Below are 21,500 nucleotides of genomic sequence, written 5' to 3'. Positions count from 1 at the left end.
CGCGTGATACGTGTGGCTCGGAGTGATTCGAGGTCGCGCGGCAATGGTGGACTTCGAGGGAAGCGAGTGGTGGATGGACGTGCTCAGCGAGGCGCTGGCCTCGATGCGGACCGGTGCGCCCAATTCGGTGCGCACCGACGGGCGCGCGCCGTGGGCGATGCGGCTGCCCGAGGTGCTGGGCGCGGGGTTCCACGTGGTGCTGCACGGGACGTGCTGGATCATCCCCTCGGCCGACTCGTCCGAAGCGGTCGCGCTCGGACCCGGCGACGTGATCTTCCTGCGTGACGGCGCGGGCCACATCCTCGCCGATCATCCCGACACTCCGGCGGAAGAGCCTCGGCCGGAACAGTATTCGGGGCGGCCACCGGTGGGCGCGGTCTCGCTCGGCGGTGACGGACCGCGCACCAGCCTGCTGTGCGGCAACTACCACCTGGACGGGTCGCGTCGGCATCCGCTGCTGCGGCAGCTGCCGGAGTTCATCCACCTGCCCGCCCGCCACGGGCACTATCCGGAGTTGACGGCGGCCGTGCAACTGCTCGGCGCGGAGCTGGACAATCCGCGTATCGGCTCGCACGGCATCGTGCCCGCGCTCATCGATTCCCTGCTGCTGTACATCCTGCGGGCCTGGATCGAAGACCAGCCCGCCTCGGAATCGGTGGGCTGGGCCGCCGCGCTGCGTGACCCGGCGGTCGCCCCCGCCCTGGCCGCCATCCATGCCGACCCCGGGGCCGCCTGGACGGTGCAATCCCTGGCCGACCGCGCGGGCCTGTCCCGCGCTGCCTTCGCCAAACGCTTCGCCACCATGGTCGGCGAACCACCGCTCGCCTACCTCACCCGCTGGCGGCTCACCACCGCCGCTCGGCTGCTGCGCGAAGACGACATCCCGGTCGGTCAGATCGCCGCCCGCACCGGCTACACCTCCGAGTTCGCCTTCGGCAAGGCCTTCAAACGCGAGTACGGCCTGCCCCCGGGGCAATACCGCCGCCAGACCCGCGTCGCCGCCTGATCGAACGATAACCGGCCCCCGCGAACGCAATTCGCGGGGGCGGTTAGTCCGAACCAGCGCGAACTCACCACCGGAGGCGACGAGGGACGAGCCCCCGAACTCCCGGTGCGGAGCCCTCGAACCCCTCCCGACTCGCTACAACCAAGTATCCAACGTGGTGGTGGTGAGAAAATGCTCCAGATCGGCTCGCCACGGCGCGGGCGTGGTCTTCTCCGGCTCGATGGCGGTGTACTGCCCCCGGTAGAACAACAGCGGCCTGCCGGAGGCCGTGGCCTCCGACAGGGCCAGGACCCGTCCGATCACGATGAAGTGATCGCCGCCGTCGCGCACATCGGCCACCGTGCACTGGATCGTGGCCAATGCGCCGTCCAGCACCGGGAGGTCCAGATCCGAGGTGTGCCAGGGGGTTCCGGCGAACTTGTCGGGTTCGCGGGAACCGAAGCGGGCGCACACCTCTCGCTGGTCCTCGGCGAGGATGCTCACGCTGAACCGCCCGTTGCGTTCGATGGCCGCCCAGGAGCGTGAGCCCTTGGTGGGGCAGAACAGCACCAGCGGCGGTTCCAGGGACAGGGCGGCGAAGGACTGGCAGGCGAACCCGATCGGCGTCTTCACTCCCTCGACCTCGTCGAAGGTGGTGATGATGGTGATGCCGGTGCAGAACTGCCCCAGCACATTCCGAAACCCGCGCCCGTCGATCGCCGGGAACTCCTCGGTCGTCATCTCCGCCCCGTCGCTCACTTGAATCCCACGCTGAAGTCGTGACCCCACAGGCTGACCGCCGTCGACTCCCGGGCGATCCACGACTCGTCTTCGACTTCCAAACCCTCACAGCCGAATTCGATGTCGAACCCGCCGGGCGTCTTCATGTAGAACGACAGCATCTTGTCGTTGATGTGCCGCCCCAGCGTCGCCGACATCTTCACCTTCTTGCGCAGCGCGCGGTCCAGGCAGAGCCCGACATCGTCGGAGTTCTCCACCTCCACCATGAGGTGCACGATACCGGTGGGGTTGGGCAGCGGCAGGAAGGCCAGCGAGTGGTGGCGCGGATTGCAGCCGTAGAACCGCAGCCAGGCCGGATCGCCGTCGGCGGGCCGCCCCACCATCTGCGGCGGCAGCCGCATGGAGTCGCGCAGCCGGAAGCCGAGCACATCCTGGTAGAACGCCTGGGCGGCGGCGTCGTCGGTGCAGGTGAGCACCACGTGCCCGAGCCCCTGCTCGGCGGTGACGAACTTGTGCCCGTACGGGCTCACGAACCGCCGCGCCAGGTACTGCGCCCCGTGGAACGCCTCCAGCACATTCCCGGACGGATCCTCGAAGCGGATCATGTTCTCCACCCGGCGATCCGCGAGCTCCTCCTTGGTGGCCTCCTTGAACGCCACCCCGTGCCCGGACAGCCGCTCCCGCAGCGCTTGCAGCGCCGGGGCGTCCACCACCTCCCAGCCGGAGACCAGCAGCCGGTCCTTGTCGCCGGGGATGATCACCAGGCGCGCCGGGAAGTCGTCCATGCGCAGGTAGAGGGCGTCCGGATCGGGGCCGGGAGCCTCCATCATGCCGAGTACCTTGAGCCCGTAGTCGCGCCAGGCCGCCATATCGGTGGCCTCGATGCGCATATATCCGAGCGCTCGAATCCCCATGCTCACTTCTCCTTGCCACCGAGCAGGAAGTCGGTTGCCAGCCGGTTGAATTCGTGGAACTTCTCCAGCTGCGCCCAGTGGCCGCAGCCGCCGAACACGTGCAGTTGCACGCGCGGGATCATCTTCAACGCCACCAGCGCGCCGTCGATCGGGTTCACGCGATCCTCACGGCCCCAGATCATCAGCACCGGCTGCCGCAGTTTGTAGGCGTCGCGCCAGATCATACCCTTGGCGAAATCCGCTCCGGCGAAGGACTTTCCCATGGCACGGGTGGCGGCCAGCGCCTCGGGCGCGGAGGCGGAGGCGAAGCGTTCCTCGATGAGTTCCGGCGTGATGAGCGACTGATCGAACACCATGATCCGCAGGAACGCCTCCAGGTTCTCCTTCGTGGGCTCGACATTGAACCTGGACAGCAGCTTCACGCCCTCGGTGGGGTCCGGCGCGAACAGGTTGGTGCTCAGTCCGCCCGGACCCATGAGTACGAGCTTGCCCGCCCGGTCCGGGAAGTCCAGCGCGAACCGGGTGGCCGTGCCGCCGCCGAGCGAATTGCCCAGCAGATGCACGCGTTCGGTGATCTCCAGGGTGTCCAGCAGATCCTTCAGTGCGGTGGAACTGTGCACGAAGTACTGCGGGTGGTCCACCGGCTTGTCGGAGCGTCCGAAGCCGGGCTGGTCCACGGCGAGGACGTGAAAGTCCTTTGCCAGCACCGGAATGTTCTTGGCGAAGTTGGACCACGAGCTCGCGCCCGGACCGCCGCCGTGCAGCAGCACGATGGTGGGGCCGTTGCCGACCCCCGCCTCGTGGTAGTGCAGTGTCAGATCCGGCCGCACCTGCGCGTAGCGCGAGGTGGATTCGAAGGTGATTTCTCCCACTGCGGTCATCGGTTACACCATCGTATCCGCGATCGGGAGCCCGAAGGCGTGCGTGCCGTACATGACGTAGGCGCGCTCGGGATCGTTGGCGGCGTGCACGCGTCCGGCGTGGGCGTCACGCCAGAACCGTTGCAGCGGAGTGCCGTTCGCGAGCGCGGTGGCGCCGGACGCCTCGAACAGTTTGTCGATCGAGGAGATGGCGCGACCGGTGGCGCGGACCTGGTCGCGGCGGGCGCGCGCCCGCACGTCGAAGGGGACTTCGCGACCCTCGACCAGGTAGGCGTACTCGTCGGCCACATTGCCCGACAGCTGCCGCCACGCGGCGTCGATATCGCTGGCGGCCTCGGCGATACGCACCTTGCCGAACGGATCGTCCTTGGCGTTCTCGCCCGCGTAGGCGGCGCGGACCCGCTTGCCCTGGTGCTCCACGTGCGCCTCCAGCGCGCCGTAGGCCATGCCGACGATCGGGGTGGAGATGGTGGTGGGATGGATGGTGCCCCACGGCATCTTGTACACCGGATCGGTATTCTGCTCCAGGCCAGGAGATTTCAGATCGCTCATGGCACGGAAACTGAGGAAGCGGTGCTTGGGTACGAACACGTTCTCGACCACGACCGTGTTGGATCCGGTACCGCGCAGGCCGACCACGTTCCACACGTCGTCGATGCGGTATTCGGTGCGGGGGATGAGAAACGAGCCGAAATCGACCGGCTTGCCGTTCTTGATCACCGGTCCGCCGACGACCACCCAGTCGGCGTGATCGGAGCCGGAGGACCAGGCCCACGAGCCCTTCACGGTGTAGCCGCTGCCGTCCTCGGTCACCAGGCCCGCACCCATGGGCGCGTACGACGAGGAGATGCGGACGTCGGTGTCCTCGCCCCAGACCTCCTCCTGCGCCCGCTGGTCGAACAGGGCCAGGTGCCAGTTGTGCACGCCGATGATGCCCGCCACCCAGCCGGTGGAACCGCAGGCGCTCGCGATCTTGCGCACGGTGTCGTAGAAGACGACCGGGTCGGCGGCGTGCCCGCCCCACTGGCGCGGTTGCAGCAGCTTGAAGAACCCGGTCTCCTGCAGATCCTTGACGGACTCCTCGGGCAGGCGGCGCAGGTCCTCCGCCTCCTGTGCGCGGTCGCGCAACGTGGGCAGCAGCGCCTCGACCCGCTCCACTACTTCTTGCGTCATCTCGCCAGTTGCTCCTGCCTGGTAGATCGGGAACGTATTCGTCTGGGTTCGAGACTAGAACACGTTCCTATTCCGTGTCGAGAACATGGCGACTCCCGTGGTCGAATGCGGCTCTCGCCTGCTCATCGATCTCTGGCTGGCGCATAACCCCGACTATTTTGTAACGTGTTCTAGTACTTCCAGAGGAGGATGGACGATGGCAACAACCCCCCAGGGGCCCCGCGGAAAGGTCCGTGAGATCGACGTGGGCAGCATGCCCACCCGGTATGCCCGGGGCTGGCATTGCCTGGGCCTGGCCGACACCTTCCGCGACGGAAAGCCGCACTCGGTCAACGTCTTCGGTACCAAACTGGTGATCTTCGCCGACAGCGGCGGCGACCTGCAGGTACTGGACGCGTACTGCCGCCACCTGGGCGGCGACCTGTCGATGGGCGAGATCAAGGGTGACGAGGTCGCCTGCCCGTTCCACGACTGGCGCTGGGGCGGCGACGGCAAATGCAAGGCGATCCCCTACGCGCGGCGCGTGCCACCGCTGGCCCGCACCCGCGCCTGGACCGCGCTCGAGCGCAACGGACAACTGTTCGTCTGGCACGACCACGAGGGCAACCCGCCGCCGGACGAGGTGACCATTCCCTACATCGACGGCGCGTTCATCGACGCCGAGGGCAACCCGCTGGAGCGGATGAGCGACGCCTGGACCCCGTGGACCTGGCACACCATGCTGATCGAGGGCTCCAACTGCCGCGAGATCATCGACAACGTCGTGGACATGGCGCACTTCTTCTATATCCACTACGCCTTCCCGACGTACTTCAAGAACGTCTTCGAGGGCCACATCGCCACCCAGTACCTGAAGACCAAGGGCCGCCCCGATATCGGCTCCGCGGCCGAGGCCGGTGTGGACGTGCTGCTGGAGTCGGAGGCGTCGTATTTCGGGCCGTCGTACATGATCAACCCCCTGAAGAACATCTACAGCGGCTTCGAGGTCAATTCGGTCCTCATCAACTGCCACTACCCGGTCACGCAGAACTCCTTCGTACTGCAGTGGGGCGTCACCCTGGAGAAGCCGAAGGGGCTGCCCGACGAGCAGGCGCAGGGCTTCGCCGAGAAGATGACCGACGGCATCAGCGAGGGCTTCCTGCAGGACGTCGAGATCTGGAAGCACAAGTCCAAGATCGACAACCCGCTGCTGACCGAGGAGGACGGCCCGGTCTACCAGCTGCGACGCTGGTACGACCAGTTCTACGTGGACGTGGCCGATGTCGACCCGCGCTCGACGCAGCGCTTCGAATTCGAGGTCGACACGTCCAAGGCCAACGAGGCATGGGAACTGGAGGTCGCCGAGAACCTGCGCAAGAAGCGGGAGGCGGAGGCGGCCGCGACCACGCAGGAGGCGAACGTCTGATGACCAACTGGGCGAAGGCACCCGATTTCGCGGACAGTCCGGAGCGGCAGGCACTGGTGCGCGCCCAGACGGTCGAGGACAAGAAGCACTACATGGAGGCGGGCTTCACCCCGCTCGCCTGCCAGTCCTGCGGGACCGAGGTACTGGTGCGCAAGCACAGCACCCACCAGAAGACGGTGCAGTGGACGGCCGACCCGGCCGCACACTGCCCGGTCTTCCGCCGCATGGCCGAGGCCGGGCCGATCTTCGGCAAGCCCGACTCCTGCCCCAAGCTGGAGAAGACCATCGAGCACGCCGTCGCCGAGGGGATGCTCGAGATCGATTCCTGACGGTGACCGCCGTATCCGGCATGCCCCGACCTCGGATGTGCGCGGCGCCAGCGGTGAATTCGACACCGTCAGCGCGGCCGCGCAGATGCTGCCGCTGCGCGGGGTGCGGGGCGTGACCGTGCCGGGCGTATTCGGCTAGTCCAGCCGGAAGTCGGCGAAGTCGAAGCCCGGGGCGACCACGCAGCTCACCAGCACGTAGTCGTCGCCGAGCGGGCGGGCCGCCTGCGAGACGCCGCCGGGCACGATCGCCTGCGGCCGCTGGCCCCGCTCGACATCGGGGCCGAGGATGATCTCCTCGCCGTCGATGTTCAGCGCCAGCGGTCCGCCGCGATGCCACAGCCACAGTTCGTCCGAGGCCACGGTGTGCGGGGCGGACTTCTCGCCGGGCAGCAGCAGGAAGTAGATGGCCGTGGCGCTGGCGCGCGGTCCGTCGTAGCCCGGCGGCGTGAATTCCACCGGGCTGCGCCAGGTTTCCCGATACCAGCCGCCTTCCGGATGCGGGAGCAGATCCAGTTCGGCGGCCAGTGGCGGTCGGTCGTCGCTCATGCCCACCAATCTAGGCTCATGCCCGTCACGTTGAGGCCGCCGCCGGGGTCTCGTGTGCCACGCTGGCCCGCCGCTTCACCGCCACCGTGGGGAACCGCCGCTGTCATATCCGACCCGCTGGCGTCTGCTCACCGCCGCATGCCTGCCGCGCGATACCGACGCGCCTCTGGCGGCCGTGACGCGCCGGATCGGCTACCGGTCCGCATTCGCCTAGGCGCTCGAGCGCGAATACGGCCTGGCTCCGGGGCGGTATCGGCGGGCCGTGGACAAGCCCGAGGTGATCGCGGTCTGAACGGCGGTGTCCCCGGCCGACTTGTGTACGACAATCAAACAGGGTAGGCAAACCTAATCGCATTGTGTCGCCAGTCGAAACGAGGACGACGTGGATCTGTCCAGACGCCAGTTGTTCCAGGCCGGTGGCGGGCTCAGCCTCGCCCTGCTGCTCGCCGCCTGTGGCGGCAACGAATCCGGCGCGCCGGTCGATGAGTCCGGACCGCCGCGGCGGGGCGGCACGCTGCGGGTGGGAGCGCTGGGGCGGCCCGGGGCCATCACCCGCGATCCGCACGGTACGCAGGCCAACGAGAGCGACTACCTGATTCTCAGTCTGCGCTACGACACCCTCACCGTGCCGGGCGAGAACACCATCACCGCACCGCGATTGGCCAGCGCGTGGCAGGCGTCGCCGGACCTGACGACCTGGCGCTTCACCATCGCGCCCGGCGCGACATTCCACGACGGCAGGCCGGTCACCGCCGCCGATGTCGTGTATTCGCTGCGGCGACTGCGTGAAACGCCCGCCGGGGCCTCGCGTCTACCGGGCATCCAGGCGCGCAATATCACCGTCGAGGGTGACGGCACGGTGGTGCTCGTCTCCGACTACCCGAATGCCGAACTGCCGCAACTGACCCGGCTCACCACCTTCGTGGTGCCCGACGGGACCACTGATATCGAGAACGCCCCGGGCACCGGGCCGTTCGTGCTGGAGTGGTTCCGCGGCGGCAATGCCCGGCTGGTGCGCAACGAGCAGTGGTACGGCGGCGAGGTGCATCTCGACGCCATCGAGGTGAGCATTTTCGAGAGCCCGCAGGCCATGGCCTCGGCGCTCATGTCCGGGCAGATCGACCTGGCCTCCAATGTGGGCGCGGTGGCGGCGCGAACGGCGGAGGGCCGCAGGGATATTCGCACCGTCCGGCGCGCCGACGACATGGCCATGCCCATCGTCATGCGCACCGCCGAGGGCAGCCCCTTCGCCGACCCCCGAGTGCGGGAGGCGTTGCGGCTGGCCGTCGACCGCGAGGCCATGGTGACGCAGGTGCTGTCGGGGTACGGCACCGTCGGCAACGACATCCTCGGCACCGGCGATCCGGAGTACGCCCGCGACATCCCACAGCGGACCCGGGATCTCGACGCGGCGAAGAAGCTGCTGCGCGAGACCGGATTCGACACCGCCAAGACCTACTCGCTGTACACCACCGAGGACATCGCCGGACTGGCCGAATCGGCGACGCTGTTCGCCACCCAGGTCCGCGAAGCCGGGGTGAAGGTGGAAGTGGTCAAACAGGAGTCGGGCTCGTTCTGGGACGACACCTGGTTGAAAGGCGACCTCTACACCACCTACTGGGGCACCAACGACTCCGTCCTGTTCTTCGCCAGCAAGACCATGGTCTCCGACAGCGGGCAGAACGAAGCCGGTTGGCGCGACACCGAATTCGACGAGACCTACCGCACCGCCGTGGCGACCGCCGACGCCGGGGCGCGCGCGGACCTGCTGCACGAACTCCAGCGCATCCAATACGACCGCTCCGGCTACCTGCTGTGGGGCATGGCCGACGGCATCGACCTCGCGGGCTCGGCGGTCCGCGGCCTGCCGAAGCTGCCCGGATACGGAAGGGTGCAACTCGAAGGCGCATGGCTGGCCCGCTGACACCCCTCGACCACCACGCCGACCCGGACGAACCGGGCCGGGCGGTTGTGCCGGGCGGGGCTGTGTCGGGCTCGGCTGGGCCGGTGTCGGACGCGCTTGGGCAGTCTGCGCCACGGGCGCAGGGTGGGCAAGCGCAGCCGCGCACCCCGGAGGCGGACTCGTCCTCGATGGCTGGTCCGGGCCGCGGTTCTTCGGCGGAGCACGGCGCGCTACCGGAACAACGGAGTCGGCGCCACGAGGGCGGCGATGGGTTGCCTCGCCCGGTGCGGCGAGATGGGTTGCCTCGCCGGGTGATACGTGGTGCGCTGCTCGGCGCGGGGAGGGACGGAGCGCGGCGCGAGGTGCGCCGTGGTGGAGCGCAGCGCCATGAGGGAAGCGACGGTGCGCCGTACCGGGCGGGGCGCGACAGCGTGCTGCGGCGGGTGCGGCACGACGGGTGGCGGCACACTGCGAGACGACTGAGCTCACCGCGTTCGGGTGCTTACCGGGGACTACCGCGCACGGCGGCGCATCCGCGACCGCTGCGCTGGGTGGGACGCGTCGCACTGCTCCTCGCCAAACGCGCACTGCTGCTGGTGATCCTGCTGGTACTGGTGTTCGTGACCGTCGACCTGCTACCCGGTGATGCCGCGTCGGCTACCGCCGAACGGGGCGAGAGCGCCGCGGACGTCGAGCGGCGGCGGGTCATGCTGGGGCTGGATCGTCCGGTGCTGCAACGCTGTTGGGAATGGCTGAGCGGGCTGCCGACCGGGGACCTCGGGCTGTCGGCGCGGGGTGTGCCGGTGCGGGAGCTGGTGTCGGGGGCCTTCCCGAACACCCTGCTGCTCGGCGGGCTCGCGCTGCTGCTCACCGCCGTGGCCGCGCTCGCCCTGGGGTGCTGGGCGGCGTTGCGCCCCGGCGGTCCGCTCGACCGCGCCATCTCCGGCACCGCCACCGCCATGCTGGCGCTGCCCGAATTCGTGGTGGCGGTGGCGCTGGTCGCGCTGCTCTCGCTCTGGGCCGGATGGCTGCCCGCCGTCACCATCACCGGGGCGGACGGCGGCCCGGCCAGCCTGGACATGCTGATCCTGCCGGTGCTGGCGCTGACCGTCCCGCAGACCGGCTGGAATATCCGCATCGTCCGCGCCGCCCTCGCCGACGAAGCCCGGGAACCGCATGTGGACGCCGCCGTCCTGGACGGCCTCGCGCCATCCCGAATACTGCTGCGCCACATGCTCCCCGGTGCGCTGCCCGCCATCGTCACCGGCCTGGCCACCTCCACCGGCATGCTCCTGGGCGGAGCCGTCGTGGTGGAGGCCGTCTTCAACTACCCCGGCATCGGCTCGGTCCTCGCCTCCGCCGCCGCCGACCGCGACGCACCCCTGGTGGCGGGCGTAACCGCGCTCGCCGGTGCCGTCATCACCCTCATGCTGCTCACCGCCGACCTGATCCGTGACGCCCTGGCCGGAGGCCGCCGATGAACCCCACCCGGCCCCGCGTTGCCGAGGTCGGCCGCGGCGTGCGAATCGGCAGCACCCGGCCCGCGCCGAGGACAAGTTCGATGCCCGGCCGCGTGTGGCCGGGCGATGGCACGGGGTCGCCGGTCAACCGCGCAACCGCTCGGCGGTCTGTCGCCCGCCGGGGCGGCTCGGTCCTCCCCGGAGCGGCAGGTGAGGTCCGGTGATGCGCTCACGCCCGTCCACTCTCCGGTCTCGTGCACGGTTGTGGTTCGTCGTGCTGCCCGCGCTGGTGTTGGTGGGGTCGGCGCTGGCCGGGCCGTGGCCGGCCGCGCATCCCATCGACATTCCGGTGGCCGGGTCTCATACCGCACCCGGCGGTGTCGGCCCGCGCGGCGGCCCAATCCTCCCCGGATGGTCGGGTGAGGCCCGATGATGCGCCCCCGCCCGTCTACTCTCCGGCCTCGTGCACGGTTGTGGTTCGTCGTGCGGTTGCTGCCCGCGCTGGTGTTGGTGGGGTTGGCGCTGGCCGGGCCGTGGTTGGCTCCGCATCCCATCGACGTTCCGGTGACCGGGCCGTATGCCGAACCGGGCGGTGCCGCCCCGCTCGGCGGTGATCTGCTCGGGCGGGATGTGTGGAGCCGGGTGTTGGCGGGTGGACGGGAACTTGTGGTCTCGGCTCTGCTGGCCGCCGTGCTGGTCACCGTGGTCGCGGCGGGGCTGGGTGCGGTGAGCGCGCTGCGGCCGGGGGTCGGGCGGGTGGTCGACCGGACGGCCGATCTGCTCATCCTGTTGCCCGCCGTGCTCGGGCTGTTGCTCATCGCACTGTCATGGCCGGGCGGGGGAAGAGTGGCGATCATCACGGCGGCGGTGGTGCTGGGGGTGCCCTACGCGGTGCGGCTGGTGACCGGCGCGGCGGCCCCCATCGCGGCATCCGGCTACGTCGAGGCCGCCGCCGCGGGCGGTGAACACCTGTGGCACCTGGTGTTCCGCGAGGTGCTGCCCAATCTGCGTGCCATTCTGCTGGCTCTGTTCGGGCTGCGGTTCGTGGCCGCCGTCTATATCGTGGCGACCGCGGGCTTTCTCCAGATCGGTCCGCAACCCCCGGCCGCCGACTGGGCACTCATGATCCGGGAGAACGGTCCCGGCGTCCTCCTCAACCCTTGGGCGGTGATCGCCCCTAGTCTGCTTGTCGGGGTGCTCGCCATGAGCGTCAATCTCGCGGCGGCCGCCCTGACACCACAGGTAGGACGAAAGGCGGTGAGCCTGCGATGAACTCCGCACGGCTACCCAAGCGGCAGCTCCAGCCCGGCGACGAGATCACGCCGGAGCACGAGGAACAGACCCTCACCCTGCCCGCCGACGGCGCGGCGCCCGCGGATCGTCCCGGCCTCGCACGCGTCGTGCGCGCCGTCCAACTCGGCCGGGAGGCGACCAAACGCTGATGCCCGACGCCGGTCCCACCACGCCGCCCGGCCACCCCGCCGTGCGGGTGCGCAATCTCGCGGTCGCCGCGACGGACGGGCGGATGCTGCTGCGCGACGCGTCCCTCGATGCCGAGCCCGGCCGGGTCGTGGCGCTCACCGGACGCTCCGGCGCGGGCAAGACCACCCTGCTGCGCGCGCTCACCGGCATGCTGCCGCCCGGCACCACCCGCACCGGCGGCACCGTGGAGGTGCTCGGCCGCGACGTATTCGCCCTGGACACCACTGCTCTGCGCGAGCTTCGCCGCACCCGCATCGCCTTCGTGGGCCAGGACCCCGGGTCCGCCCTCAATCCGCGCATGCGCGTACGCGCCCTCGTCCGCGAACTCGCCGCCGACCCGTCCACGGTGACCGACCTGCTCACCGAGGTCCGCCTCCCCACCGACCGCCGCTTCACCACCCGCCGCCCCGCCGCCCTCTCCGGCGGTCAGCAGCGCCGCGTGGCCCTGGCCCGCGCCCTGGCCCGCCGTCCCGACGTCCTCCTGCTCGACGAACCCACCGCGGGCCTGCACCCCGAACTCCGCGACGACATCGCCGACCTGCTCCGCGCCCTGGCCCACACCCGCGCCCTGGCCATCGTCCTCACCTGCCACGACCGCGCCCTGGTCGACCGCATCGCGGACACCGAAATCCACCTCGAACCGGGCGGCCCCTCGGTCCATACCGCCACCGGCGCGGCTACCCGGGCCGCCCCGACGTTCGCGGGTGACTCGCCCGCGCCGGCCACGGACCGTTGTGCCGAATCCGAGGCCGCCCATACCGGCACACCGGTCGAACGGACCGGGTCAGCGCCAACGGCGGCGACCTCGGACGGGAATATGCCGTCGGAATGCTCGCCTGTCCGTGCGGGAAGGCCGGAGTCGGCGAACAGCGTCCCCGCTGACTGCGGCGGACCCACGCCGAGGCGGAGCGAGGACCCGGCCGGTGACCGAGTCGCGGCAGGAGCCGTCGACAGTCACACGGGCGATCAAGACGGTGCTGCCCGCGCAGGCGGACGTGTCGGCGGCGATCTGGGTGCCGTGGGCGCATCGCGGCCGTCGGCTTCGACCACGGAGGTGTCGGGAGCGACGCTCGGCACGGGTGATGGCTCGGAGCTGCGGCTCGGTGGTCCGGGCGGGGTGGTTATCGTCGGCTCGCAGGCCGATGAGAGCGATTCCGGCCTGCTCGCAGCAGCGTGGTGTGGTGCGGAAGCCGCTGCCCTGGAAAAGGATTCGCTGCTGGTGGTGCGGGGGCTGGAGGTGGCCTTCGCCGGGAGCGGGCAGCGGGTGCTGCACGGTGTCGGCCTCGCCGTCGGTGCGGGGCGGGCGGTCGGGATCGTGGGGCCGTCCGGTTCGGGAAAGACCAGTCTGGCGCGGGCGGTGGTGGGTTTGCATCCGCCCGAGCGGGGGACGGTGACGCTCGACGGGGTGGCGTTGCGTCGGGAGTCGCGGCGGCGGAGCCGGGAGCAGCGGCGGCGGGTGCAGTTGGTGCCGCAGTCGCCGCTGGGGGCCTTGAATCCGAGCCGGAGCGTGGGGGAGACGCTGGGGCGGCCGCTGCGGCTGCATCGGCGCTGCGCGGCGGGGGAGCGCGCGGAGCGGGTGGCGGAGCTGCTGCGGCAGGTCGAGCTGTCGCCGGACTTCGCGCGGCGGTATCCGCACGAACTGTCCGGCGGGCAGCGGCAGCGGGTCGCCATCGCGCGGGCGCTGGCCGCCGAGCCGGATGTGCTCATCTGTGACGAGGTGACCTCCGCGCTCGACGACCGCACCGGCGCGGCGATCATGGACCTGCTGGCCGGGCTGCGCGTAAGCCATCGGCTCGCCCTGGTGCTCATCGCGCACGATCTGCCGCTCATCGCCGAACGCACCGACACCGTCACCGTGCTGGACACCGGTCGGGTGGTGGAATCCGGCGATACGGCAAGCGTTTTCGCGGCCCCGGCGCACGAGACCACCCGCGCCCTGCTGGCCCCGGGCGCACTGACTCGAGCGGGCTGACTCGAGCGGGCTGACACGGCCGCCGGACCGGGTGGCCCGACGTGGGACCGAGGCCGGGGCGGGCGGCTCGACCGCGATCCCCGGGTCGCGCCGCTTCTCAGCTGAACGGGCTGGCGGGCCTGGCCTGCAATTCGCCGTCCACCCAGATGTCCACCTTCTCGTTGTAGAAGCACACCAGCCCGGCAACCTTCTGGCTCTCCGGCAGCGGCGTCGGATACCCCCACACGATGTCCGGATACTCCTTCTCCCCGATCCGCACGCTCCAGTACGAGGCCGTCCCCTTGTACGGGCACTGACTGGTGGTGTCGGACTCGCGCAGCAGATCCATGCGCACATCGGTCATCGGCAGGTAATACCGTGCGGGCAGCCCGGTTTCGAAGAGGATGCGCGGGTTGCGGGAGTCGGCGACGGTGGTGCCGTCGATATCCACGCGGATATGGCGCGAGCTCGCGAGGACGTCCACCCGGCTGTAGGGATCGCGCGGGTGGACGTAGATCGGCTCGTCCTCCTCGAACCAGGCGTCCATGGCGTCGAAGTCCAGCCGCACCAACTCCCGCAGTTCCGGTATGGGGGAGTCCAGGTAGCGCACGGCCGCGCCGAAGGCGGTGGCATTGTCGGCCAGCACGTCGAAGACGGTGCCGTCGCCGAGTTCGGTGGAGCCGCGGGCGTCGCCGGACGGCTCGAGCTTGGCCGTCAGGTCGGCGGCGGGCAGATAGTAGGTGGGGTAGTGGGGGTGTTCCCACACCAGGACTGGATGGCGGGTGTCGGCGACCAGGTGACCTCCGAGATAGCTCCGCACGCGCTTGGCACACGGCTCGACGCGGACCCCGCTCCGATTCGTCTCGCTCATACCTTCCGACGCTACGCCGAATTCGTTTGCGCCCGCCCGACTCCGGCCGTCGGCGCACCTCGGGGACGTCGGATCACCCCGCTCCGCCCTGCCGAGTTCGGGACCGCGAACGGCGGGTCCCCTCGGCGGCCGAGCTCACACCTCGGGTTCTGGTCGCATGACCAGGGCCGATATGGTGTAGCCGCAACATTCGAGCAACAACCCAGAAGGTGGCGGTCAGAGTGACGGTGCCGATCACACAGGAGCGGGAGGGGCTGCGGCCCGGCCTGCGGCGACGTCATATGACGATGATCGCCATCGGCGGCGCGATCGGCGCGGGCCTGTTCGTCGGCTCCGGCTCGGTCATCCAGACCGCCGGACCCGCCGCGGTGCTGTCCTACGCGGCGGCCGGGCTGCTGGTGCTGTGTGTGCTGCGGGCGCTGGGCGAGATGGTGGTGGCCCGCCCGGTGGCCGGATCGCTGGCCGAGTACGCGCGCATGTCCATGGGGCCGTTCGCCGGATTCGTGGTCGGCTGGCTGTATTGGTACCTGTACGTCATCCTGGTCGGCGCGGAGGCCGTGGCCGGTGCCGCCATCCTCGGCGCATGGGTGGACCTGCCGCAGTGGGTGTTGTCCGCCGCGCTGCTGGTGATCATGACCGCCGTCAACCTGGTGTCGGTGAAGTCCTTCGGCGAATTCGAATTCTGGTTCGCCTCCATCAAAGTCGTGGCCATCGTGCTGTTTTTGGTGCTGGGCGCGGTGTACCTGTTCGGTCTGTGGCCCGACGCCGACGGCGGCCTGCACAATCTGACCGGGCACGGCGGATTCGTGCCCAATGGCATCGCCGGCGTGTTCTCCGCCATCGTGGTGGTGATGTTCGCCTTCGGCGGCACCGAGATCGTCACCGTGGCGGCGGCCGAATCCAAGGAGCCGGGGAAGGTCGTCGCCCGCGCCACCAACAACGTGCTGTGGCGGGTCGGCCTGTTCTACGTGGCCTCGATCTTCCTCATCGTCTGCATCCTGCCCTGGAACGACGCCGAGGTGCTGAAGAGTCCGTTCGTCAGCGCCCTGGACCACATGGGTGTGCCCGCCGCGGGCACCATCATGCAGGTGGTCATCCTGACCGCCGTGCTGTCGGTGCTCAACTCGGCCATCTACGTCTCGTCCCGCATGCTCTACGTCCTCACCCGTGACGGCGACGCCCCCGCCGGTCTGGTGAAGGTGAACAAGCGCGGCGTCCCCGCCCGCGCGGTGCTGCTCGGCACCGTCGCCGCCTGGGGCGCGGTCATCGCCTCCTATGTCTCCCCGGACCAGGTCTTCACCTTCCTGGTGAACTCCATCGGCGTGGTGCTGGCCTTCGTCTACGTGGCGATCATGTTCTCCCAGTTGGGTCTTCGCGCCCGCCTCCGCCGCGAGGACCCCTCGGCCCTCACCTACCGAATGTGGGGCTACCCCTATCTCAGCTGGCTCGTCATCGCCGCCATCGCCATCGTCTTCATAGCGATGGCCCGCAACCCCGACCAGCGCAACCAACTCCTGGCCTCCACCATCAGCCTCCTGGCGGTAGCCGCCCTCTACCCCCTGCGCGCCAAGTTCGGCAGCAAGCCCCCGACCCGCGAGGTCGAGGTCCTGCACCATTAGTCGTGGCGGCGTATGTCGGGTTCGTCATCGGGATCGTCCGAACCTCGCCCGATCGGTTCGGACTTCCCCGGCCCGCCGAAGTCCTCCTGGATAACCGTTCCCGGCGGTACACCCCCGTATCCCAAGGTCGCGAACGGATGGTTGAACTCCCCGCCACCGATCCCGTACCGCTTGATCTTCCGCCGCCGCAACCACAGCAGCCAGATCGGCGCTAACGCCGCCACCACCGCCATGATCAGCACAACCCACGTTCCGCCATCCATAGCGAACCCCTCTCGCCGCCGGGTGCCCTTTCCGAGATTGTGCGACACCGCGCGCCGGAAGCCCCGCAACCACGCAGACGCTGGGAAGTTGGATGCGTTGGCGGTGGAGTCGGGGGGCGCTGCACGGTCCCAGGTGAGCGTGTTCAGGGTCCGTTCGCCGCGCCGGGCGGCAGATCCGGCGGATGTGGCGTAGCGCGCCGCGCGTAGGTTTCTTCCGGGGTCACGGTGATCACGGCTACCTGGCGCACCAGTGTTTCGGGTACCTGTCCGCCCTCGAAGTGTTCGAGGCCGGGGACTATGACCGCTTCGGCGTCGAGCCGGGTGGCTTGGGCCTTCAGCCGTGCCAGCGGTGGCCGACCGAATTTCGGGTCGTAGACGATCATGTCGGCGAAGTCGTAGCCGAGCCGAGCGGCCAGCTTACGAATCTGCGACTCGTCCCAGAACTGGGCCACGCCAGATACATCGGTCCGCAGATATCCGATCGCGGTTGCGTGGTAGCGCATTTCGGTTCCTCGCTGGGTGTCGTCGGCAGCGTGGTAGATCTCCAGATACACCCCTGGATGCCCGTCTACAGGGTCATCGTCGTAGGCGCTGATCTCCAGTACGCCGCCGGGGAACTCTCCGAGCCTGCTACGCCTGGCCATCCCGCTCCCCTTGGTTCGTCGGTGGTCGGCGACCGGGAGCGGGTCGACCGCACCGCCCCCGAGCGCCCGATCAAACGCTAAGGAGCGGCTGGCACCAGCGTCTACGATCATGCTCAATCGTGCACGTTTCAGGTATTCACTAGTCATAGCCTGCGAGCCAGAGCCAGACTTGATTGGCGTCGTGCATCAACGAGCACGGTTCACAGAGAGGTGAAAGCGATGTCATTGCGTTTTCTGGGCAAAGGCGGAAGCACCAACAACGGATGCCCCGCTTTGCTGGTAGATGACCAGCGCAGGTACGTCATCCAGGCATGGAAGACCGACCGGGCTGACACGGTAGAGCTGCCGCATCTGCTGCTCGGCTTCCTGGAGCCGGACACGTTCATCGGTGGAACCCTGACCGATACCGGTCGAGGTACCTTCATCCTTACCGGCCAACCGATCACAGATCACGAGACGCTAAGCCAACTGGATCTAGCCGACGATGAAACTGCGATCTCGGTTCCCAAGCGAGAGAGGACATTCTACGGTGCGGCTAGTGCCCGATGAGGGGTTTCCGGACCTGCTCCGGACCTGCAAGCGGGAGGCATTCCACCTGGAGGTGCTCGACTCGTACGCCGAGCCGTATGAGCACGAACCGCTCAGGCGGTTCCTGGCACACGAACCCGATGATTACGCCTGGTTCCAGCCCTGGACAGATCTCGTGCAGGAGACGGTCAGCCGGAGCGTTCCGGTGACCAGGGTCCGTATCGTCACCGAGCCGCATACCGACTACACCCGCTTCGCGCTGAGTGTGGCGGAGCTGAACACCCAAGCGGGGGAGGACATCAGGTACTTGCCCAGACACCTTGCGGGTGAAGTGCCACCGGATGACTTCTGGTTGTTCGACGATGAACTAGTGATCTTCTCAGCGTTCGGGCAGTCGGGCGGCTGGTCTGGCGCGGTTACCACTGATCCGCACATCGCCGCTTACTGTCGTCAACTCAAATACCGGTTCTGGTCGCTGGCTACGCCGTATACGGAGTACGTCAACCAGTGACGGAATCTCTTCATCGACAGCGCGAATCTCTCGGGGCACGGCTTCGGGAGATTCGTTTTCATGCTGGGCTCAGTGGTGCGGAACTGGCGCGCCGAAACCGTTGGGATGCCAGTAAGGTTTCCAAACTCGAGTACGGCAAGATCAAGCCGTCACGCGAAGACCTCGAAGCGTACTGCCGACACTGCAATGCTGAAGACCAGTTAGCAGACCTGATAGCCACTCGGCAAAATATCGATTCCGCGTACCTCGAGTGGCGGAAGATCCTGAGCACCGGAACCAGGAGACGCCAACAGGCGTCGATCAAGTGGGAGTCAGAGGCTCGGATACTTCGGTGGTTCGAACCGGTTCTCATCCCCGGACTACTCCAAACCGCGGACTATGCGGCTGGCATCCTGCGAAAGGTGATCGAGTTTCAGCAGATACCCAACGATCTCGATCAGGGCGTGTCCAAGCGCATGGAGCGTCAACAGGTCCTGTACCAGCGAGAACGCCTGTTCCACTTCGTGATTGCCGAACAAGCGCTGTATACGACGGTCGGTGACGATCAGACCATGACGGGGCAGATGGATCGGCTGATAGCCGTCCAGGGGATGCCACGGGTGACATTGGGAATCATTCCGCGCACAGCGCCCTTTGAGACTGCCACGACCGGTTTCGTGATGTTCGATTCGAAAAGGGTGTTGGTCGAAGGGATTACGGCGGAACTGAGTATCACTCAACCTCGAGAGATAAAGATCTACCACCGGACCTTTGATGTCCTGGTAAGCCAGTCGGTCACGGGTGATGCTGCTCGAGCGTTGATCCGTCAGGCGCTCGAAGCGCGATCCAGTGGTCAGAGCTGACGCGAGACAGAACTTCAATGATTGCGTATGCTAACTATATTCCCGCGGTGAGATACCGCACAGGCCCGGTGGCCAGGGCGAACGTCCGAGACCACCGGCCTGTGCCGAGGAGATGCGCCGCTAAGCCGGTCGTGCCAGCGGCCGCGCGGGCGATCCGAACAACTGCGCCAGACCGTGCGCCCGCTTGAAGAACAGATGCGCGTCATGCTCCCAGGTGATCGCGATACCGCCGTGCATCTGCACCATCTCCGACACCACCGCATTGAGCGCGTCGGTGCAGTACAGTCGCGCCGCCGCCACATCCACCGCGTCCACGTCACCCGCGGCCAGCGCCGCGATGGCATGGTGCGCGATCGACCGCGCCGACTCCACCTGCACGTACATATCGGCCATCCGATGCTTGAGCGCCTGGAAGCTGCCGATGGGCCGCCCGAACTGCACCCGCGACTTGGTGTAGTCGACGGTCAGGTCCAGGCACTGCTGTGCCGCCCCGACCTGCTCGGCGGCCACCGCCAGCCAGGCGGTCGCCCGCAACCGGTCCATGGCTATGCCGCCGAGCCGCCGCGCCGTGACGCCCTCGAAACCGATGTCGGTCAGCCGCCGCGAGGGGTCCTGGGTCGGCATCGTCTGCCGCGCGACCCCGTCCGCCGCACCGTCCACCTCGAAGAGTCCGTCGGCGGTGAGCACCAGCAGGGTGTCGGCATACGCCCCGTCGAGCACGTAATGCGTGGTGCCCGTGAGCTTTCCGTTCGTGGCCGCGACACCGAACTCGTCCCAGCCGTGCCGCCCGGCCCAGCACAGGGCGAGGGTGCGTGCACCCTCGGCGACCTCCGGCAGCAGCCGCTCGTTCGCCTCGGTGTCACCGGCGAGCAGCAGCGCACGCACTCCCAGCACCGCCGACCCGAGCATGGGCGGCGCGCTCAGCGTGCGGCCCAATTCCTCGACCACGAGCAGGGATTCGACCGGTCCGGCCCCGATGCCGCCGAACTCCTCCGGAATCGCCAGCGCCGCCACTCCGACCTGTTCGCACAGCAGCGACCACAGCTGCTCGTCGTATCCGCGCGGGCCATCGAGCCCGCGCCGCACGGCGGCGCTGTCCCCGTGTTTGGCCAACACCGCGCGCACGGTGCTCGCGAGTTCCTGCTGCTCCGCACTCAGACCCATGTGGTACCACTTTCAGTTCGAGCGGCGTGTGGCCGCGTGGGGTGCGGCCGCCGCCCCCGCGTGCAAGCGCCCACGCTGTGACCGTTCCGGTGTACGGGAGCAGCCGCGTGGCTACGGGGCACAGTGGTCTCCGGGCGAGAACCGCGCCCGCCGTGCCGATGTCGGCGTGGACGGGATGCTGTGCCCCGCCACTGGGCGGCGCTGGGGTGTCGCACGGTGCCGGGGCGTCGCGCTGTACCGCGCGTGTTCGGCGGCCTCACGCCGCCGACCCTTCCGAGCGCAGCGCCTCGGCGATCCGGGTCCGATGGAAATCCGCTGTGCCCCACGCCGAGCGCAGTGCGGTCACCTTCGTGATCCACAGCGACAGATCGCATTCGGCGGTGTACCCGATGGCCCCGTGCACCTGGAGCGCGGTGCGCGCGGCCCGGTACGCGGCCTCCCCAGCGGCCAGTTTGGCCGCGGAGATGTCGCGCGCCGTGGTCGCGGTCGCGTCCTGTGCCGAGAGTGCCGCCCGGTAGAGCAGCGGCTGCGCCATATCGAGGCCGATGAGGACGTCCGCCAGATGATGCTTGATGGCCTGGTACTGCCCGATCGGCTTGCCGAACTGGTGGCGCTGCTTCACGTACTCCACGCTGATGTCCAGCAGCGCCCGTCCGGCCCCCAGGAGTTGGGCGGCGGTGGCGAGCGCACCCGCGCCGAAGGCGGCGTCGATGGCGGCGCGCACACCCTCACCCTCGGCGAGCACGGTCTCTTCGATGACGGGGAACAGCCGTCGCGCCGCGTCCACCGACCGGATGTGCTCCTGCGGCGTGGCCAGCGACACCCGGTCACCGGTCGCCACCAGCACCACATCGGCGGTATCGGCATCCAGGGCGAGCGGTTCCGCGGCGGTGCCCGGCGCGGGCAGGGCGATGGTGCCCAGTACGGCTCCCTCGGCGAAGCCGCCGAGCCAGCCTCCGGTCTGTTCGGTGCTCGGAAGTGCTTGCAGCAGTGCGGGAAGCACCGCGGCCGTCTCCACCAGCGGTCCGGGCACGGCGGCCCGGCCGATCTCGGTGCACGCCACCACCAGTTCCACCGGACCGGCCCCGAAGCCGCCGTTGTCCTCGGTGACGGTGAGCCCGAGCGCACCGGCCTCGGCCAGTTGCCGGATGAGCGCCTTCCCGGCGGCCGGATCCCCGGCCGCCCAGCCGCGCACCGTATTCGGCGTCTTGGCGGCCTCGCACATCTTGCGCAGGCTGGCCGCGAAGTCGAGTTGTTCTGCTGTCAGAGCGAATCGCATGTCGTTCTC

The 21,500-nt window shown here is 68.9% G+C and carries 23 protein-coding genes; 13 read left to right on the top strand and 10 right to left on the bottom strand.

Annotated features, from left to right (window positions below):
* Nucleotides 1-43 precede the first annotated feature (43 nt).
* Nucleotides 44-1,006, top strand: coding sequence for an AraC family transcriptional regulator (locus QJS31_RS14055; protein ID WP_306356891.1), 963 nt, complete (start codon nucleotides 44-46; stop codon nucleotides 1,004-1,006).
* Between the two features lie 135 nt (nucleotides 1,007-1,141).
* On the opposite strand, the gene hsaB is transcribed toward QJS31_RS14055, so the two are convergent.
* From hsaB to hsaA, 4 genes are read right to left on the bottom strand one after another with little or no spacing between them, the layout of a single operon-like run.
* Nucleotides 1,142-1,726: a 3-hydroxy-9,10-secoandrosta-1,3,5(10)-triene-9,17-dione monooxygenase reductase subunit gene (hsaB, locus tag QJS31_RS14050; protein ID WP_282781871.1), complete on the bottom strand. Its 585-nt coding sequence runs from the start codon at nucleotides 1,724-1,726 to the stop codon at nucleotides 1,142-1,144.
* Between the two features lie 14 nt (nucleotides 1,727-1,740).
* Nucleotides 1,741-2,640, bottom strand: coding sequence for an iron-dependent extradiol dioxygenase HsaC (gene hsaC, locus QJS31_RS14045; RefSeq protein WP_372341595.1), 900 nt, complete (start codon nucleotides 2,638-2,640; stop codon nucleotides 1,741-1,743).
* Nucleotides 2,641-2,642: 2 nt separating this feature from the next.
* The gene (hsaD, locus tag QJS31_RS14040) at nucleotides 2,643-3,521 is read right to left on the bottom strand and encodes a 4,5:9,10-diseco-3-hydroxy-5,9,17-trioxoandrosta-1(10),2-diene-4-oate hydrolase (protein WP_282781850.1); all 879 of its coding nucleotides are present in this window, start codon (nucleotides 3,519-3,521) and stop codon (nucleotides 2,643-2,645) included.
* A gap of 3 nt (nucleotides 3,522-3,524) precedes the next feature.
* Nucleotides 3,525-4,694 (bottom strand): 3-hydroxy-9,10-secoandrosta-1,3,5(10)-triene-9,17-dione monooxygenase oxygenase subunit, encoded by a 1,170-nt coding sequence (hsaA, locus tag QJS31_RS14035; protein ID WP_282781852.1) that lies wholly within the window; start codon nucleotides 4,692-4,694, stop codon nucleotides 3,525-3,527.
* 196 nt (nucleotides 4,695-4,890) lie between these two features.
* Here hsaA and QJS31_RS14030 point away from each other — a divergent pair, with 196 nt between their 5' ends.
* Together QJS31_RS14030 and QJS31_RS14025 are read left to right on the top strand one after the other, a co-directional pair.
* Nucleotides 4,891-6,099: a Rieske 2Fe-2S domain-containing protein gene (locus QJS31_RS14030; protein WP_282781854.1), complete on the top strand. Its 1,209-nt coding sequence runs from the start codon at nucleotides 4,891-4,893 to the stop codon at nucleotides 6,097-6,099.
* The gene (locus QJS31_RS14025; RefSeq protein WP_306356889.1) at nucleotides 6,099-6,428 is read left to right on the top strand and encodes a hypothetical protein; all 330 of its coding nucleotides are present in this window, start codon (nucleotides 6,099-6,101) and stop codon (nucleotides 6,426-6,428) included. Before QJS31_RS14030 ends, QJS31_RS14025 begins: the two co-directional genes overlap by 1 nt.
* Nucleotides 6,429-6,563: 135 nt before the next feature.
* Here the strand turns inward: QJS31_RS14025 and QJS31_RS14020 are convergent, their stop codons facing one another.
* Complete coding sequence (locus QJS31_RS14020; protein WP_282781858.1) at nucleotides 6,564-6,974, bottom strand: cupin domain-containing protein; 411 nt, start codon at nucleotides 6,972-6,974, stop codon at nucleotides 6,564-6,566.
* A gap of 382 nt (nucleotides 6,975-7,356) precedes the next feature.
* On the opposite strand from QJS31_RS14020, the gene QJS31_RS14015 reads away from it, so the two are divergent.
* From QJS31_RS14015 to QJS31_RS13990, 6 genes are all read left to right on the top strand, one after another.
* Nucleotides 7,357-8,898, top strand: a complete 1,542-nt coding sequence (locus QJS31_RS14015; RefSeq protein ID WP_306356888.1) for an ABC transporter substrate-binding protein — start codon at nucleotides 7,357-7,359, stop codon at nucleotides 8,896-8,898.
* A gap of 290 nt (nucleotides 8,899-9,188) precedes the next feature.
* On the top strand, nucleotides 9,189-10,358 hold the full coding sequence (locus tag QJS31_RS14010) for an ABC transporter permease (RefSeq protein WP_306356887.1): 1,170 nt from the start codon (nucleotides 9,189-9,191) through the stop codon (nucleotides 10,356-10,358).
* Nucleotides 10,359-10,599: 241 nt separating this feature from the next.
* Entirely contained in the window at nucleotides 10,600-10,770 is a 171-nt protein-coding gene (locus tag QJS31_RS14005) for a hypothetical protein (RefSeq protein ID WP_306356886.1), read from the top strand.
* A gap of 50 nt (nucleotides 10,771-10,820) precedes the next feature.
* Nucleotides 10,821-11,609, top strand: a complete 789-nt coding sequence (locus QJS31_RS14000; RefSeq protein WP_306356885.1) for an ABC transporter permease — start codon at nucleotides 10,821-10,823, stop codon at nucleotides 11,607-11,609.
* The gene (locus QJS31_RS13995) at nucleotides 11,606-11,779 is read left to right on the top strand and encodes a hypothetical protein (RefSeq protein WP_306356884.1); all 174 of its coding nucleotides are present in this window, start codon (nucleotides 11,606-11,608) and stop codon (nucleotides 11,777-11,779) included. Before QJS31_RS14000 ends, QJS31_RS13995 begins: the two co-directional genes overlap by 4 nt.
* Nucleotides 11,779-13,791: an ABC transporter ATP-binding protein gene (locus QJS31_RS13990; protein ID WP_306356883.1), complete on the top strand. Its 2,013-nt coding sequence runs from the start codon at nucleotides 11,779-11,781 to the stop codon at nucleotides 13,789-13,791. The genes QJS31_RS13995 and QJS31_RS13990 overlap by 1 nt, the downstream gene beginning before the upstream one ends.
* Nucleotides 13,792-13,888: 97 nt before the next feature.
* Here the strand turns inward: QJS31_RS13990 and QJS31_RS13985 are convergent, their stop codons facing one another.
* The gene (locus QJS31_RS13985) at nucleotides 13,889-14,641 is read right to left on the bottom strand and encodes a DUF427 domain-containing protein (RefSeq protein ID WP_282778105.1); all 753 of its coding nucleotides are present in this window, start codon (nucleotides 14,639-14,641) and stop codon (nucleotides 13,889-13,891) included.
* A gap of 221 nt (nucleotides 14,642-14,862) precedes the next feature.
* On the opposite strand from QJS31_RS13985, the gene QJS31_RS13980 reads away from it, so the two are divergent.
* Complete coding sequence (locus QJS31_RS13980) at nucleotides 14,863-16,260, top strand: amino acid permease (protein WP_282778107.1); 1,398 nt, start codon at nucleotides 14,863-14,865, stop codon at nucleotides 16,258-16,260.
* Here the strand turns inward: QJS31_RS13980 and QJS31_RS13975 are convergent.
* Nucleotides 16,257-16,523, bottom strand: a complete 267-nt coding sequence (locus tag QJS31_RS13975; protein ID WP_282778108.1) for a hypothetical protein — start codon at nucleotides 16,521-16,523, stop codon at nucleotides 16,257-16,259. The two genes, QJS31_RS13980 and QJS31_RS13975, sit on opposite strands and share 4 nt — an antisense overlap.
* Nucleotides 16,524-16,666: 143 nt before the next feature.
* The gene (locus tag QJS31_RS13970; protein WP_282778110.1) at nucleotides 16,667-17,167 is read right to left on the bottom strand and encodes a hypothetical protein; all 501 of its coding nucleotides are present in this window, start codon (nucleotides 17,165-17,167) and stop codon (nucleotides 16,667-16,669) included.
* A 219-nt stretch (nucleotides 17,168-17,386) separates the two neighbouring features.
* Here QJS31_RS13970 and QJS31_RS13965 point away from each other — a divergent pair, with 219 nt between their 5' ends.
* Genes QJS31_RS13965 through QJS31_RS13955 form a run of 3 tightly spaced genes read left to right on the top strand, consistent with a single transcriptional unit; the run spans nucleotide 17,387 to nucleotide 19,048 of the window.
* Nucleotides 17,387-17,716, top strand: coding sequence for a hypothetical protein (locus tag QJS31_RS13965; RefSeq protein ID WP_282778111.1), 330 nt, complete (start codon nucleotides 17,387-17,389; stop codon nucleotides 17,714-17,716).
* Nucleotides 17,706-18,206, top strand: coding sequence for a DUF6879 family protein (locus tag QJS31_RS13960; protein WP_282778112.1), 501 nt, complete (start codon nucleotides 17,706-17,708; stop codon nucleotides 18,204-18,206). The genes QJS31_RS13965 and QJS31_RS13960 overlap by 11 nt, the downstream gene beginning before the upstream one ends.
* Complete coding sequence (locus QJS31_RS13955; RefSeq protein WP_282778114.1) at nucleotides 18,203-19,048, top strand: helix-turn-helix transcriptional regulator; 846 nt, start codon at nucleotides 18,203-18,205, stop codon at nucleotides 19,046-19,048. The genes QJS31_RS13960 and QJS31_RS13955 overlap by 4 nt, the downstream gene beginning before the upstream one ends.
* A gap of 120 nt (nucleotides 19,049-19,168) precedes the next feature.
* On the opposite strand, the gene QJS31_RS13950 is transcribed toward QJS31_RS13955, so the two are convergent.
* Nucleotides 19,169-20,212, bottom strand: a complete 1,044-nt coding sequence (locus tag QJS31_RS13950) for an acyl-CoA dehydrogenase family protein (RefSeq protein WP_306356882.1) — start codon at nucleotides 20,210-20,212, stop codon at nucleotides 19,169-19,171.
* Between the two features lie 256 nt (nucleotides 20,213-20,468).
* Nucleotides 20,469-21,491 carry an acyl-CoA dehydrogenase family protein gene (locus QJS31_RS13945; RefSeq protein WP_306356881.1) on the bottom strand — a complete coding sequence of 341 codons (1,023 nt, stop codon included), beginning with the start codon at nucleotides 21,489-21,491 and terminating at the stop codon, nucleotides 20,469-20,471.
* Nucleotides 21,492-21,500: the final 9 nt, after the last annotated feature.

This window comes from Nocardia sp. CC213A, assembly GCF_030766805.1.
Classification (GTDB): Bacteria; Actinomycetota; Actinomycetes; order Mycobacteriales; family Mycobacteriaceae; genus Nocardia; species Nocardia otitidiscaviarum.
Note: the sequence above shows the minus strand (reverse complement) of the source record. Positions and strands in the feature narration are given on the sequence as shown.

Coding starts and splice junctions, on each gene's coding strand:
- QJS31_RS13995 (WP_306356884.1), top strand. CDS start 11,606: ATGAACTCCGCACGGCTACCCAAGCGGCAGCTCCAGCCCGGCGACGAG.
- hsaA (WP_282781852.1), bottom strand. CDS start 4,694: ATGACGCAAGAAGTAGTGGAGCGGGTCGAGGCGCTGCTGCCCACGTTG.
- hsaC (WP_372341595.1), bottom strand. CDS start 2,640: ATGGGGATTCGAGCGCTCGGATATATGCGCATCGAGGCCACCGATATG.
- QJS31_RS14020 (WP_282781858.1), bottom strand. CDS start 6,974: ATGAGCGACGACCGACCGCCACTGGCCGCCGAACTGGATCTGCTCCCG.
- QJS31_RS13990 (WP_306356883.1), top strand. CDS start 11,779: ATGCCCGACGCCGGTCCCACCACGCCGCCCGGCCACCCCGCCGTGCGG.
- QJS31_RS14055 (WP_306356891.1), top strand. CDS start 44: ATGGTGGACTTCGAGGGAAGCGAGTGGTGGATGGACGTGCTCAGCGAG.
- QJS31_RS13985 (WP_282778105.1), bottom strand. CDS start 14,641: ATGAGCGAGACGAATCGGAGCGGGGTCCGCGTCGAGCCGTGTGCCAAG.
- QJS31_RS14030 (WP_282781854.1), top strand. CDS start 4,891: ATGGCAACAACCCCCCAGGGGCCCCGCGGAAAGGTCCGTGAGATCGAC.
- QJS31_RS14025 (WP_306356889.1), top strand. CDS start 6,099: ATGACCAACTGGGCGAAGGCACCCGATTTCGCGGACAGTCCGGAGCGG.
- hsaB (WP_282781871.1), bottom strand. CDS start 1,726: ATGACGACCGAGGAGTTCCCGGCGATCGACGGGCGCGGGTTTCGGAAT.
- QJS31_RS13945 (WP_306356881.1), bottom strand. CDS start 21,491: ATGCGATTCGCTCTGACAGCAGAACAACTCGACTTCGCGGCCAGCCTG.
- QJS31_RS13950 (WP_306356882.1), bottom strand. CDS start 20,212: ATGGGTCTGAGTGCGGAGCAGCAGGAACTCGCGAGCACCGTGCGCGCG.
- QJS31_RS13965 (WP_282778111.1), top strand. CDS start 17,387: ATGTCATTGCGTTTTCTGGGCAAAGGCGGAAGCACCAACAACGGATGC.
- QJS31_RS13975 (WP_282778108.1), bottom strand. CDS start 16,523: ATGGATGGCGGAACGTGGGTTGTGCTGATCATGGCGGTGGTGGCGGCG.
- hsaD (WP_282781850.1), bottom strand. CDS start 3,521: ATGACCGCAGTGGGAGAAATCACCTTCGAATCCACCTCGCGCTACGCG.
- QJS31_RS13970 (WP_282778110.1), bottom strand. CDS start 17,167: ATGGCCAGGCGTAGCAGGCTCGGAGAGTTCCCCGGCGGCGTACTGGAG.